The following is a 14,786-nucleotide window of genomic DNA, read 5'->3' on the forward strand; positions in this document are numbered from 1 at the left end:
TGAACAAGACCCAGGAATGACAACATAAGGAAGTGGTATACATCTCATTTTCCGGAGGAGGATATTTGTTATGACTCACCAGAAGAGAAGGAAAGAAGCTGCCTGGAAGTCTCGAAAGCAAGATCGCCGTCCTCATGGTAAAATCAAATCGTTCAAGGAGTTGTCCAGCGATTAGTACGAGAGTATGCTTCATGTAACAGAAAGACTGTCGGAGCAGCCGGCAGTCTTTTATAATGCATATAGACAACAGAATACATTAAGGAGAGATAATAATGGCGCGTGTTTTGTTTATTAATGGTGGATCAGAGGGACATATCAATCCAACGCTTGGAGTTGTAGAGGAGCTTGTTTCGCGCGGTGAAGAGGTAGTCTACTTTTGTATAGAAGCATTTCGGGAGCGTGTAGAGAAGACAGGGGCTTCGGTACGAACATTTGACGGTCAGAAATTTATAGAAGCCTTTATCTCAGGTGGTAGAGACTATTTACTCGAAAGAGTCAACGGCCTTTTACTTACGGCAGATATCGTAATACCAAGCGTTCTTGAACAGATCAAAGGAGAGTATTACGATTACATCATCCATGATTCCATGTTTGGCTGCGGACGATTGCTTGCTCAAATTCTTAAGCTTCCTGCCATCAATTCTTGCACTTCTTTTGCTCAGACAAAAGCATCCTTCGATCATTCCATGGAACAAATCTTCAAAAACGTCCCCGCAGAAATAGTTCAACCTATAAACGATAAATTTCAAAGCTTGACGGAAAAGATCAAGGAACAATATGATGTGGAAATCCATTCTCCTTATGAGGTATTTTGTAATCCCGCACCACTAACTATCGTCTATACAACCAGGGAATTTCAGCCATATGGAGATGCATTCGACCAAACTTATAAATTCGTCGGCCCATCCCTCTCTACACGTATAACTCAAGAAAAATTCGACTTTGCGGCAATCCAGGGGAATAACCCCATTTACATTTCATTGGGTACTGTCTTTAACCAGGCTACCCATTTCTATAAGCTTTGTTTTGAGGCATTAGGCAACACGGAGCATTCGATTGTCATGTCGATCGGGAGTAAAACCCCAATATCTGATTTAGGGAAAATTCCTAATAACTTCATCGTCAAAAATTATGTTCCACAAACCGATATTCTGCAGCACGCTAAATTATTTATTACACATGGCGGAATGAACAGCACCCATGAAGGACTTTATTTCGGAGTACCGCTAATTGTGATCCCGCAAAGCGCGGATCAGCCGGTCATAGCGAAACAAGTCGCCCATATCGGAGCTGGCATGCAATTACAGATGCATAGCTTGACTGCAAATCAACTGCGTGAAAGCGTAGATCATGTGTTAAGCTCTTCTTATGTGGAAGCTGTTACAAATATAAAGGAATCTCTTCGAAAATCAGGCGGGTATCGTCAAGCTGTTGATGAGATTTTCGAATTTAAAATTCAGTATCATATCTAAATATTAAAATTTCTACCTACAAGATTTAATCATACTCCAAAATCCTTCATGAAGATGAAGGATTTTTTGTAATACCTAAAAGATTTTAATCGATCTCGCTGCGGCAACGGGAGGAGCGTTATCGGGTATGGTGAAAGCAAAGAAGAACAAAGCCACAGCGATGTTGACACGACACCAAATGGTGGCATATAATCAAGGCGTCACTAAATGGTGTCCAATTAGCAGCTTGTTTTTTGAGAAAGTTGTGAAAATAGCGGCTGCCCCTTGGCAATAATATTTAGGAGAGGGTGTCGTGAGCGAGAATAACCAGTTGCGGGATGTGTTTGCTGCAATTGCAGATCCAACAAGGCGCCGATTGATTCAATTGTTGGCTGAAGCCGATGAAGTACCACTCCATGAATTAACGGAACACTTTCAAATGGGCCGCACAGCGGTATCGAAACATTTGACGATCCTAAAGGAGGCCGGGCTGGTACTTGACCGAAAAGTCGGCAGAGAAACACGATTTCGGCTGAACGCTTTTCCACTCAAAGAGGTTCAAGACTGGGTGGCTTTCTACAGCAAGTACTGGAGTACGAATATGCTGCGTCTGAAACAACTATTAGAGGAGGAAGAGGAAGAATGAGTTTATCATTAACTATGGATTTTCAGTTCACCACAACGATTGAGAAGCTTTGGTCCGCCATTACCGATTCGAACAAGCTTGCCAACTGGATTGCGGAAAATGATTTTAAGGCCGAGGTAGGACATCGCTTTCAATTTCGCCATCAACCGTCCGAATGGTGGGATGGAATCGTCGATGGCGTAGTACTGATCGTGGACGAACCAAACCGGTTGTCCTATGAATGGGCTACCGGACAAGAGAAGCAAACGGTTACGTTGACACTGCAGGATTTAGGGGACGGTAAGGTGAACCTTCACCTCGAACAAACCGGATTCTCGAATACGCAAGGGCTCGAAGGTGCTAAGTATGGCTGGAGCAGCTGGGTCGATAAGCTTGAACAGGTATTGGAACAATAAGAAGACCGCTTGAACAGAATCCACATAAGCCGGCTGCAAGACGATGCAGCCGGTTTTATGTCTGCTTTGAAGGAGCTATCAATATCATCTTAGCAAATTTGATATAGAAATGAACACGACAGAAAGGAAGTTGGCCATGAGCGAATTGAATCAAGAATATATTGTCATCTCAGCTGCGCGGGAAAACAATCTCAGGAACATATCTTTGCGAATTCCCAAGCGGAAGATCACGATATTCACCGGGGTATCCGGATCGGGCAAGTCATCGATCGTCTTTGATACGATTGCTGCAGAGTCCACGCGATTGTTGAATGAGAATTTCAGCATGTTCGTACGCACGTTCCTGCCTAAATATCCGCAGCCGGATGCGGACGCAATCGAGAACCTGAGCATGGCGGTTATCGTAGATCAGAAGCGGCTGGGAGGCGGCTCCCATTCTACGATGGGCACAATTACCGATATTTCTCCAATTCTCCGTCTTCTCTTTTCACGAGTAGGTCAGCCTCATGTTGGTGGAGCGAATATGTTCTCATTCAATGATCCGCATGGCATGTGTCCTGAATGCAACGGGATTGGCCGCAGCCTTGGCGTCAACATGAGCAGAGCGGTAGATATGACCAAGTCGCTCCATGAAGGGGCAATTATGCTTCCAGGCTATACAGTGGACGGATGGGAATGGAACATGATTGTTCAGTCGGGCTCCTATGATCTCGATAAGAAGCTCAGCGATTATTCGGATGACGACCTAGAGCAGCTGCTATATGGCAAGGCAAGAAAAGTGAAGATGGATTTCGCTGGGAAGGCAACGAATATTACCGTAGAAGGCGTCATCGAAAAGTTCACCAACAAATACATCAAGCAGGACGTGAAGACGAAGTCCGAACGAACTCAACAAACCGTAGCGCCGTACATTACCGAGGGTCCCTGCACCAGCTGTCACGGTGCTAGACTCAGTCAAGCCGCGCTGAGTTGCAGGATCCATGGACACAATATTGCGGAGCTATCCTCCATGGAGGTCGGTAGGCTCATTGATGTCATTCGAGAGATTGACGATGCCTCGGCCGCGCCGATGGTCAAGTCGCTGACGGAGCGGCTGCAGCATCTGGTGGATATCGGACTTGACTACTTGACGCTGGACCGTGAGACGGATACCTTATCCGGTGGCGAATCGCAGCGGGTCAAGATGGTGAAGCACCTGAGCGGGAGCCTGGTCGATGTCACATATATTTTCGATGAACCTAGCGTTGGCCTTCATCCCCGTGATGTACACCGGTTAAATGAATTGCTTCAAAAGCTGCGCGACAAAGGCAATACCGTGCTTGTCGTTGAGCATGATCCCGATGTCATCAAGGTGGCAGATCATATCGTCGACGTCGGGCCCCATGCCGGCAGCCGCGGGGGTAACATCGTGTATGAAGGAAGCTACCCAGGCCTGCTGGAGTCAGGTACATTGACAGGCACTCATATGAAGCGGCCGCTGCAGCTAAAGAGTGAATGCAGGCAGCCATCCGGCAAGCTGTCTATCCATGACGCCAAACTGCACAACCTGCAGAACGTAAGCGTAGACATTCCTACCGGAGTGCTGACCGCAGTGACGGGTGTAGCCGGTTCGGGGAAGAGTACGCTGATTAACGACGTATTCCTCAGCCAGCATCCGGATGCAATCGTCATCGATCAGTCGGCGGTAGGCGTGTCAACTCGCTCGAATCCCGCGACCTATACGGGCATACTGGATGATGTACGCAAAGCGTTTGCTTCTGCGAACAAGGTGAGCGCAAGCTTGTTCAGCTTCAACTCCAAGGGCGCTTGCGAGAATTGCCAAGGGCTGGGCGTTGTATATCTGGATCTATCATTCTTCGAAAGCGTCAAACTGCCATGCGAAGTATGCGGAGGGAAACGATTCAAGGAAGAGGTACTCGAGTACAAGCTGAACGGTAAATCGATTGCAGATGTACTGGAGATGACGGTGGAGCAGGCATTGGAATTTTTCCAGCTCAAAGAGGTCGTACGCAAGCTCCAGGCGATGAGCGATGTAGGTTTGAACTATATTACGCTCGGCCAGCCGCTTAGCACGCTCTCGGGCGGGGAATGCCAGCGCATCAAGCTGGCAAGCGAGCTGCACAAGAAGGGCAGCATCTACGTGATGGACGAGCCGACGACCGGCCTGCATATGTCGGATATCGGCCATCTTCTCAGTATAATGAACCGCCTTGTCGATGCCGGCAATACCGTGATCGTGATAGAGCACAACCTTGAGGTGATCAGCCAAGCGGATTGGATTATCGATATGGGACCGGATGGAGGGAGCAAGGGCGGCCAGATCGTGTTCGAGGGCACACCAGCGCAGATCATCCATGCGGAGCAATCGATTACGGGAAAATATTTGATGTAGTTTGTGTTAAAGTACAAAGTCGGAGAAGTAAATATGTATAAGTTGAAAAGTTAAGATTAGACCATAGAGCCCGCCATTTGCATTGGCGGGCTCTATATTTATGACATCTGTCTCATTGCTTTTTTCCATGAAGCAAAGTTTAAAATTTTTAAGTAACACACTTCATTTTGTGTAAATCATGCTGGAATGAATTATGCAAGCTTTCTTATTGAAGTTCTGTCGGAATTAATAAAATTTCATCAAGTAAGATAACTTCCCTGACGTTAGCTGTCAGGGAAGTTATCTTATAATTGGCTATATCAATTGTGATTGGGAGTGTTATTGGATGCAAACAAAAAAAGTTTATCTTTATGTATTTAACACAATGTCAGACTGGGAATATGGATACTTAATTGCTGAACTAAACACAGGAAGATATTTCAAAAAAGATATAGCACCTTTAATAGTAGTTACAGTAGGAGCTAATAAAGAAATGATTACTACGATGGGGGGACTGAACATAAAACCCGATATTTCCCTTGATGAGTGTAATCTCGAGAGTAAAGATCTTTTTGTTTTACCTGGAGGGAATACTTGGGGAGAAGTTATTCATCAACCAATCTTGAAAAAAATTGGCGAAGCTTTAAAGCTCGGTACTATTGTTGCTGCAATTTGTGGTGCAACCGAGGCCCTTGCGAATATGGGATACCTAGATTCTAGAAAGCATACAAGCAATAACTTAGAGTATATTAAAACGGTTTGCCCTAATTATAAAGGAGAAAAATTTTATGAGATGGAACCTGCGGTATCTGGTGAGAACTTGGTTACTGCATCAGGAGTAGCTCCTCTGGAATTTGCGATGGAAGTACTGAAAAAATTAGATGTATTTGCACCAGATACATTAGATTCATGGTATAACCTAAATAAGACTCAGAAACCTGAATACTTTTTCCAGCTAATGAATTCAATAAATAGATGAATTCATCTTGCCGATATCCTCACAGAGGGCATTGTCAAACAGTTTCCTGATAAATTTTAAAAAGAACGCGCTATCGTTAAATACGAGAAAACGAGGAAGCATCATGTTGTAAGCGTTAGGCTTATGCAGGTGCTTCTTCGTTAATGTTATTGGCAAAGTTTGATTCACTGAATTTGAGGCCATGCTGGAGGGTGAATAAGTAAATTTTATATATAATTAGAACAGGGCATCATAACTCATCTAGGGAGGCAAAAACAGTATGAAAATCATTGTTACCAGTATATTCGTACAAGATCAAGACAAGGCGCTGGAGTTTTATTCAGAAAAGCTGGGCTTTGTAATAAAGAGGACGTTCCTGTCGGAGAATTTAGGTGGATAACGCTTGTTTCAGCCGATGATCAAGGCGGTACAGAGCTTTTGCTCGAACCGAATAACCATCCTGCCGCAAGGGAGTATCAGAAGAAGATATTTGCCGATGGCATACCAGCAACCATGTTTGGCGTTGCAGATATTCGCAATGAGTACGAACGATTAATGGATAAAGGCGTAAAGTTTACGATGGAACCGACAAAAATGGGTGACGTCACAATAGCTGTCTTCGACGATACATGCGGCAACCTTATTCAGATTGTACAGAAGTAACATATAACCCTGATTGTTCTGCTGAGTGTAGAAAAATCAGGGTTTTAATTTATAGTAAACCCCATAACGCCATTAATCAGGTATATCAATTTTCCATTGACACGACACCTAATGGTGTCATATAATTAATTAGACACCAAATGGTGTCTGGTTATCTGTTAATCAACTTGAAAATTTGGAAATAATGATGAAGAGGAAACAAATGAGTCAAATGATACTGTGATTTTTAAAAGAGTGATGCGAGGAGAGAAGGAAATGTCCTATATGGTTGATTTTAAAGATGTGTCTACGGTTGGTTTAGAGTCTTCACCTGTAGCAGAAGCGCTTGCTGGTTTACGTGCGAATGAAGCCCGTTACTTTATGAACAAATACAAGCATGAATTTACGGTTGTTCCCGCCAGCGAAAGCCAGGAGACCTTGGATTATGTGAACCGGATTTTGAAAGAAGAACGGGATATAGAATTTTCAAGCAAACCATTAGAGACGTCCAGTTTTCAAGTAGAAAATATCAAAATGGCCTACATCTTCTATGAGGATGGACTTTCGGTCAACGTCATGTATACAGTTGATGACCCTAAGAAGCGGGCCGTTGGCTTTAAGCTTTCTGAGGGGATGGAGATACCCAAGGAGTTAGAAGAGAAGTTTAAGTTTGCTAGACAGAAGTCTAAACTAGCAGGAACCATCCGTGGCTCGTTTTTTGTCATTAAGGGAGAGTATTAAACCCTGTGGCTCTGTGTTAGTTCGTTGAACTAACTGGAAGCAATAGGTGATTAGTGTGTAGTCATATGAGGGTTGGAAGGGGCAAGCGGTCCCCTGATCGACTTGTATCTGATCTAATCCGCGAGAAACTAAATAATTAATGGTGAATCTTAAATAACACTGTATTCAAGTACAGGGCTATCTTCCCTTGATTATTAGATGTATAATCATGGAAGAAGCTCAGACAACAATTGACCCGGCCTAAGATAAGAGTTATCTATGGCTGGGTCATTTTGTGATTACAGACAACTTAAGGAGAACCGTTCAAAACATTAACAAGATGAGATGAGAAGAGGAGAGGTTGAGCAGAGATGAGAAAAGAAAATATTGGACTTGAATTAGCAAGGGTAATCTTCGTCGGAAGGACTTATGATGAGTATGTCAAAATGTTTGATTTAACAGATGAAGAATTAAAGAATTATACAATTCTAGATGCACCTGCTGGAGCATGTTCTTTTACTGCTACTGCAAGTCAATTAGGATACCAGGTTTCTGCAGCAGACATAGCTTATTTTCATTCCGTGGAACAATTGTATCAGAAAGGGCTAGATGACATAGAGCATGCTATTGCAGGAATTTCAAAGGTGAAAGAAAAATATAAATGGGATTATTTCAATTCTATAGATGAACTAGAGGAACAGCGTAACTCCGCATTACATGATTGTGTTAAACATATGAAACAATTTCCTGAGTTATATTCACCTGCCATTCTACCTGAATTACCATTTAACAACGGTCAATTTGATATGATATTATCTGCACACTTCCTATTTATGTATTCAGACAGGTTGGATATTAAATTTCATAAAGAAACGCTTAAAGAGATGACTCGAGTAGCCAGAAAGGAAATCAGAATATTTCCGTTAGCAGATCTAACTGGAAACAGATACGAGAATCTACAAGAGATCATAATGTTTATTCATGACTTAGGCTGGAAAGCTGAAGAAAGAGTTGTATCGTATGAATTTCAGCAAAATGGAAAATCAATGTTAAGACTCTATAAAGATTAACTTCTATAGCATAATAAGCAATAAGAGCCGGGTATCCTATCCTTAACGTGCTGGAAAAACCATCTTTTATTTTCAAACAAGTGTCTTATCGGCGAAATTGCCAATCGGCTGGGTCTTCGCTAACCACAAGCATCGAAGCACTTGAAAGTGCTTAGCGATAGCAGGATTGTGGAAGTGCGAATCGATGCGCCACGCGATCTCGTATTCCAGATGTTTAAGGAGGCTGAGCATCTAAAGCGTTGGTGGGGACCGAAGGGTTGGGAGATCTGCAACGTTGATTTCCGTCCGGGCGGCGTGCGGCACTACTGTATGAAGTGCGTTGATTAGAATCTTGGTCAGTTTTACGGTATGGAAGCATGGGGGAAAGGCGTTTATAATGAAATTGTCGAGCCTAATCACGATGGAATTTATCGATCTGGGCGACAAGACCAAATTGGTAAACCTCGCTGAATATGTGTCGGCAGAAGCCCTTAAAACCGTTATGGACATGGGCATGCTGCAAGGAATCACCGAAACTTGGAATCGCTTGAGCGAGCTGTTGGAGTCAATGAAGTAACCCAATAAATTATTCTATATGAGGAGTGTTTAAATTCATGATTAATAAACTTGGCCAAGTTATGTTGTATGTGAGTAACCAAGACGAATCCAAAGATTTTTGGACACAAAAACTAGGGTTCGAGGTAATTTCGGAGGAAACCAATGGTCCGATGAGGTGGATCGAAGTTGCTCCTAAGGGTGCCGCAACTAGCATTGTTCTTCATAATAAAGAGGCTGTTGCCCAAATGAATCCTGGAATGAATCTGGGAACACCATCTTTAATGTTTTTTACGGAAAATTTTGATCAATTATATCGTGATTTGACAAGCAAAAACGTCACCGTTGGAGAAATTGTAGAACTTCCCGCTGGAAGAGTCTTTAACTTCGCAGATCATGAAGAAAATTACTTCGCTGTCATGGAAACAAGTAAATAAAGGAACGTTAGCTGAATTAATAAGCGGCGGTCTAGGACTTTATTTTCCAGCCCAAGACAGCCGCTGTTTTTTATAGGATCAGTCTAAGAGTCAAAGTGGAGAGCTAATCAGTTTGGTTTTTCGTATAGAATCGTCAAAATATGCGCCAAATCTTTTCGTTATTTCAGCGGAATCTATAAGATTTTTCATACACAATTGCAGGAATCAATCGTTCAAAAAACGGTGAATCCTCAATAGGCCTTCCGTAATTTCATTTTCAGAATATGCCGGTCATAATGACCATCCTCAATAAATCGGGTCAATACTAATTGTGTAATGCCCGAAGTGGTTTGATGCAGTTCGATTTTCGTTTGCAAGATACGTTCTATCAAATCAGGTGGAACGATAAGATATCCGATCCGCAGTGCAGGTGATAAGGTTTTGCTGAACGTAAATACATGTCATCGGGCTTGACAGCATGCTAAAAAAGGATGAGCAAGATTCACAGTTGAAACCGTGGATCTATACTCATCCTTTTAAATTAGTTAAAACACGCTACGTACTAATCCCCCGTCGATCCGTAAGGCGGAACCATTAATTGCAGAAGAGAGAGGACTACTTAAGAAGGTGACAAAATGTGCAATTTCCTCTGGCCGAATAAGTCTTTGAATAATGGAGGTTGGCCGGTTCTCTTTCATAAATCGTTTTTCAGCTTCTTCCATTGTCAAATTCTCATTAGGATAGAGGCTATTTAACATTGTTTCCACTCCTTCAGTTAGAGTGGAACCAGGCATAACTGTATTTACAGTCACATTTGTTCCTTTAGTCAACTCGGATAAACTGCGGGAGAGCGAGAGCTGCATCGTTTTGGTCGCACTATAATGAGCCATTTTTTGAGACGGCATAATCGCTGCTTCGCTGGCGATAAAGATGACTCTGCCTTCTTTATTTTGAATCATTTGTTTTAGGTACCAACGAGAAAGCCGAACACCGCTCATAATGTTGACTTCAAACAGTTTGAACCAATCTTCATCAGAGATATCAAAATATTCTACAGGTTCAAAAATTCCCAGATTATTAATGAGAATGTCTACCTCAGAGTATTTCTCAATAACCTTTTGGCATCCTTGCTCTGTTCCTAGATCAGCGACAACTGGCTGAAGAATAGCCTCAGGATACTTGGCTTGAATTTCTGTTATAGTCTCATTAACTTTATCTTCGCGGCGTCCATTAATGAGTACAGTGGCTCCTTCAGCTACTAATGACAAGGCGATTGCTTTTCCAATTCCTGATGTAGACCCAGTAACCAGAGCCGTTTTTCCTTTTAAGTGCAAATGCATGTATGTCCCTCCGAAATTCGTGTATTAAAAGTCAAAATTGTCCGGATCTGGACCGACGCGATAGTTCTGATTCAGCTCATTAATTCGTTCCATATCCTCTGCGGTTAATTCAAAGTCAAACACCGCTGCGTTTTCAACAATTCGATGTTCTTTTGTAGATTTGGGAATGGTTACAACGCCGTTTTGTAAGTCCCAACGTAAAATGACTTGCGCAGTAGATTTGTCATACTTATTAGCGATTTCATTCAGCACCGGATGATCCAGTAATTGACCCTGCATTAACGGAGACCAAGCCTCCAGCTGAATTCCATGTTCTTGACAAAACACCTGAAGTTCTTTTTGGGTCAAACGGGGATGGTATTCCACTTGGTTCACCATCGGTTTAATTTCTGCATCTTTCATTAAGTCCTCGAGATGATGAATTTGAAAATTACTTACCCCAATAGCTTTTACACGTCCTGCTTTGTAAAGAGTCTCTAATGCTCTCCAAGCATCTTTATATTTACCTTGTACAGGCCAATGAATAAGGTATAAATCCAGATACTCTAAACCAAGTTTATTTAGGCTCGTTTCATAGGCTGTAATTGTAGATTCATACCCTAAATCGGCATTCCATACTTTCGATGTCACAAATAGATCTTCTCTGGAAATGCCGGCTTCTTTAATCCCTTCACGGATACCTAAACCAACTCCCTCTTCATTTTCGTAAGCAGCTGCCGTATCAACACTGCGATAACCGTGCTTAATGGCTGTTTTGACAGCATGAACTAACTCAGGCCCTTCTTCAACTTTAAACACCCCAATTCCAAACCAGGGCATTTTAACACCGTTATGCAAAGTGGTTTTGTCTTGTAAGTTTTTGGCTATCATAAAATTGTCCTCCTAGTATGTTGTTCGTAGTACCTTATGCAAATCGGTAAACATAAGTAAAATAACTGACAGTAGTATGACCAACAATAAAAATAATCATACCCAAGCAATGAAAGAGTAGCGGCACGGTGAAAATCATCAGGCAAATGTTATTATGAAATAAACAAGCCATTAAAAAAAGTACGTACTTTTAAGTGCTATAGATACTTCATAGTTCCATAGGAACTTTTTTGTTCCTACGTACAATTCAGTTGAAGCAAAAACATACAAGTGAACGGGGGGCATTAAGTGTTGTGAACAGTTATTGTTGTAGCGGGAGGGGAGGGGGGGCAGCCGAACTGGTTTTGATGAGGCCAAGCATAGCGGAAAATCAAAAAAGAACCTGGACAAATTGTCAGGTTCTTTGTTATTGCACGTAAATAAACACAATGATATAATCAGATCGTCACCGTCATAGTATATGTAGGCACAATTAATCCATCTTACACTTTAAGTGTATCATGCCGGTAAACTCTTGTCAAATGGTTTTTTTCCAATCCAATGGTTAGGGGAGATGTTGAATGAGTTCATTGGTTCTCGGCTTACAGGAAATCGAAAAAACGCAACTTTGGCTCGTTGGCGGAAAAGGGTTGAATTTAGGGGAAATATCAAAAATTCAAGGAATACAATTACCCGAAGGGTTTTGTGTTACAACAGTGGGATATCAAAAAGCCATCGAACAAAACGAAACATATCATGCTTTGCTGGGTCGGCTAACTATGCTAAAAGTAGAAGATCGAGATCAAATTGGTGAAATCAGCAGGAAGATCAGGCAAATCATTATGGACGTAAACATTCCTTCTGATGTTGTAAAAGCAGTTACTCACTATCTCTCCCAGTTTGGCGAGGAACATGCTTATGCCGTGCGTTCTAGTGCGACTGCTGAGGATTTACCACATGCCTCTTTTGCGGGTCAACAAGACACCTATTTAAATATCATCGGCAAAGAAGCCATCTTACAGCATATCAGCAAATGTTGGGCTTCCCTATTTACGGATCGCGCGGTAATCTACCGTATGCAAAATGGATTCGACCACAGTCAAGTTTATTTATCCGTTATTGTCCAAAGGATGGTCTTCCCACAAGCTTCAGGAATTTTATTTACCGCCGATCCGATTACTTCTAATCGCAAGCTGCTATCGATTGATGCCAGCTTTGGACTTGGAGAGGCACTCGTCTCCGGCTTAGTATCTGCTGATTGTTATAAAGTACGGGAAGGGGAAATCGTCGAAAAAAGAATCGCAACCAAAAAATTGGCTATCTATGGACGAAAAGAAGGCGGGACAGAGACTCACGAGATCTCTCCTGATCAGCAAAAGACGCAAACACTTACTGACTCACAAATTTTACAACTGGCACGTGTCGGAAGACAGATCGAAGCTTATTTTGGCCAGCCACAAGATATCGAATGGTGTTTGGACCAAGATACATTTTATATTGTCCAAAGCCGTCCAATCACGACTCTTTTTCCCATCCCCGAAGCGAATGATCAAGAAAACCATGTCTATATATCCGTCGGTCATCAACAAATGATGACTGACCCCATGAAACCATTGGGATTGTCTTTTTTCCTGTTAACGACTCCTGCACCTATGCGTAAAGCTGGCGGAAGGTTGTTTGTTGATGCCACACATAGGCTGGCCTCACCGGTCAGTAGAAACATTTTACTAAATACTATGGGACAACATGATCCGCTCATGAAAGACGCACTTGTGACCATTATAGAGCGGGGAGATTTTATAAAACCGTTACCTGATGATAACAAAGAACGGACTTCCAGCGAAAGCAATAAAGATATGTCGTCTGCGGGGACGCCTGCACCAACCGAATACGATCCCTCCATCGTCTCTGAATTGATTCACCGTAGTCAAACCTCGATCGAAGAGTTAAAACTAAACATCCAAACGAAGTCAGGAATAGATTTACTTGATTTTATCCTGGGTGATATTCAGCAATTAAAGAAGATTTTATTTGACCCGCAAAGTTCGGCTGTGATTATGGCTGCTATGGCTGCTTCAACATGGATCAATGAAAACATGAACAAGTGGTTAGATGAAAAAAACGTGGCAGATACGCTATCTCAATCTGTACAGGGCAATATTACTTCAGAAATGGGCCTGGCGTTATTGGATGTCGCCGATGCGATCCGACCTTATCCAGAAGTCATTGAATATTTGCAACATGTCAAGGAAGATGACTTTTGGGATGAACTGCTTAAGTTGGATGGCGGGCAGGAAACCCGAGACGCGATCTATTCTTATCTGGGGATATACGGCATGAGATGTGCCGGAGAAATCGATATCACTAGAACTCGTTGGAGTGAGAAACCAATTACGCTTATCCCGTTGATTCTTGGGAACGTCAAAAACTTTGAGCCAAATGCCAGCCAGCGGAAATTTGAGCAAGGTCGACAGGAAGCATTAGAAAAAGAGCAAGAGTTGTTGGATCGATTGAGACAATTACCGGATGGCGATCAAAAAGCCAAGGAAACCAAACGAAGGATCGACCTCATCCGAAATTTCAGCGGGTTTAGGGAATATCCGAAATACGGCATGGTGAATCGCTACTTTGTTTATAAGCAGGCTTTGCTGAAAGAAGCCGAACGACTCGTACAAGCGGGCGTTATTCGTGACAAAGAGGATATATACTACCTCACTTTTGACGAACTTCACGAAGCCGTACGCACGAGTAAACTGGATGATCAGATCATCGTGAAACGAAAGGACGAGTACAAATTATATGAAAAACTAACTCCACCGCGTGTGATCACGTCTGATGGTGAAATCATTGCTGGGAAGTACAAACGAGAAAATATCCCAGCCGATGCTATTGTGGGTCTGCCTGTTTCTTCCGGTGTGATAGAGGGAAGAGCGCGTGTCATCTTAAACATGGAAGATGCGGATCTAGAAGATGGGGATATATTAGTCACCGCCTTTACCGATCCTAGCTGGACACCATTGTTTGTATCCATAAAAGGCCTAGTCACCGAAGTCGGCGGGCTGATGACCCATGGAGCAGTGATCGCGCGAGAATATGGCCTACCAGCCGTTGTTGGAGTGGAGAATGCTACCAAACGGATAAAAGAAGGGCAACGAATCCGGGTGCATGGAACAGAAGGATACATTGAAATATTGTAAGAGCGAAAATATTTGTTATACCGATTCGGTTCGAAGAACATGTGCTATCGCCTGTGCATACTGTAGCGTAACGATATATGTCGATCTTTACAAGAGAGGGTGAGATCCATGAATAACAATAGAGCATTCGCTCCATTTTCGCCTTTTCCATTCCCGCCAGGCGGGGTGCCTTCCGCGCCTGGAATTCCGGGGCCACC

Annotated in this window: 13 protein-coding genes and 2 pseudogenes; 13 read left to right on the top strand and 2 right to left on the bottom strand. The window is 42.8% G+C overall.

The features are described 5' to 3' along the window. The first annotated feature begins 70 nt into the window (after positions 1–70). The 12 genes and pseudogenes from ACYUJT_RS06660 (at position 71) to ACYUJT_RS06715 (ending at position 9,224) form a co-directional block, all read left to right on the top strand. The gene (locus ACYUJT_RS06660) at positions 71–175 is read left to right on the top strand and encodes a DUF6254 family protein (RefSeq protein WP_460319662.1); all 105 of its coding nucleotides are present in this window, start codon (positions 71–73) and stop codon (positions 173–175) included. A 97-nt stretch (positions 176–272) separates the two neighbouring features. Beyond that, on the top strand, positions 273–1,472 hold the full coding sequence (locus tag ACYUJT_RS06665; RefSeq protein WP_460319663.1) for a macrolide family glycosyltransferase: 1,200 nt from the start codon (positions 273–275) through the stop codon (positions 1,470–1,472). A gap of 127 nt (positions 1,473–1,599) precedes the next feature. Next, complete coding sequence (locus tag ACYUJT_RS06670) at positions 1,600–1,746, top strand: hypothetical protein (RefSeq protein ID WP_460319664.1); 147 nt, start codon at positions 1,600–1,602, stop codon at positions 1,744–1,746. Positions 1,747–1,764: 18 nt separating this feature from the next. Further along, positions 1,765–2,097 (top strand): ArsR/SmtB family transcription factor, encoded by a 333-nt coding sequence (locus ACYUJT_RS06675; protein ID WP_460319665.1) that lies wholly within the window; start codon positions 1,765–1,767, stop codon positions 2,095–2,097. Continuing rightward, positions 2,094–2,492, top strand: a complete 399-nt coding sequence (locus ACYUJT_RS06680) for an SRPBCC family protein (RefSeq protein ID WP_460319666.1) — start codon at positions 2,094–2,096, stop codon at positions 2,490–2,492. The genes ACYUJT_RS06675 and ACYUJT_RS06680 overlap by 4 nt, the downstream gene beginning before the upstream one ends. A gap of 136 nt (positions 2,493–2,628) precedes the next feature. After that, entirely contained in the window at positions 2,629–4,884 is a 2,256-nt protein-coding gene (locus ACYUJT_RS06685; RefSeq protein WP_460319667.1) for an ATP-binding cassette domain-containing protein, read from the top strand. Positions 4,885–5,209: 325 nt separating this feature from the next. Beyond that, entirely contained in the window at positions 5,210–5,842 is a 633-nt protein-coding gene (locus tag ACYUJT_RS06690) for a type 1 glutamine amidotransferase family protein (RefSeq protein ID WP_460319668.1), read from the top strand. A 259-nt stretch (positions 5,843–6,101) separates the two neighbouring features. After that, positions 6,102–6,484: pseudogene (locus ACYUJT_RS06695) on the top strand (VOC family protein). A 255-nt stretch (positions 6,485–6,739) separates the two neighbouring features. Next, positions 6,740–7,204 carry a phage tail protein gene (locus ACYUJT_RS06700; RefSeq protein WP_460319813.1) on the top strand — a complete coding sequence of 155 codons (465 nt, stop codon included), beginning with the start codon at positions 6,740–6,742 and terminating at the stop codon, positions 7,202–7,204. A gap of 350 nt (positions 7,205–7,554) precedes the next feature. Continuing rightward, a complete protein-coding gene (locus ACYUJT_RS06705; RefSeq protein WP_460319669.1) occupies positions 7,555–8,253 on the top strand; it encodes a class I SAM-dependent methyltransferase in 699 nt (232 codons plus the stop codon). Positions 8,254–8,394: 141 nt separating this feature from the next. Beyond that, positions 8,395–8,809: pseudogene (locus tag ACYUJT_RS06710) on the top strand (SRPBCC domain-containing protein). Between the two features lie 37 nt (positions 8,810–8,846). Further along, positions 8,847–9,224, top strand: coding sequence for a VOC family protein (locus tag ACYUJT_RS06715; RefSeq protein ID WP_460319670.1), 378 nt, complete (start codon positions 8,847–8,849; stop codon positions 9,222–9,224). A 524-nt stretch (positions 9,225–9,748) separates the two neighbouring features. Here ACYUJT_RS06715 and ACYUJT_RS06720 read toward each other — a convergent pair. Both ACYUJT_RS06720 and ACYUJT_RS06725 read right to left on the bottom strand, forming a co-directional pair. Then, positions 9,749–10,543, bottom strand: coding sequence for an SDR family NAD(P)-dependent oxidoreductase (locus ACYUJT_RS06720; RefSeq protein ID WP_460319671.1), 795 nt, complete (start codon positions 10,541–10,543; stop codon positions 9,749–9,751). Positions 10,544–10,567: 24 nt separating this feature from the next. Further along, the gene (locus ACYUJT_RS06725; RefSeq protein WP_460319672.1) at positions 10,568–11,413 is read right to left on the bottom strand and encodes an aldo/keto reductase; all 846 of its coding nucleotides are present in this window, start codon (positions 11,411–11,413) and stop codon (positions 10,568–10,570) included. A gap of 560 nt (positions 11,414–11,973) precedes the next feature. Here ACYUJT_RS06725 and ppsA point away from each other — a divergent pair. Further along, positions 11,974–14,589: a phosphoenolpyruvate synthase gene (gene ppsA, locus ACYUJT_RS06730; protein ID WP_460319673.1), complete on the top strand. Its 2,616-nt coding sequence runs from the start codon at positions 11,974–11,976 to the stop codon at positions 14,587–14,589. Positions 14,590–14,786 lie beyond the last annotated feature (197 nt).

The organism is Paenibacillus sp. YSY-4.3 (assembly GCF_054767475.1).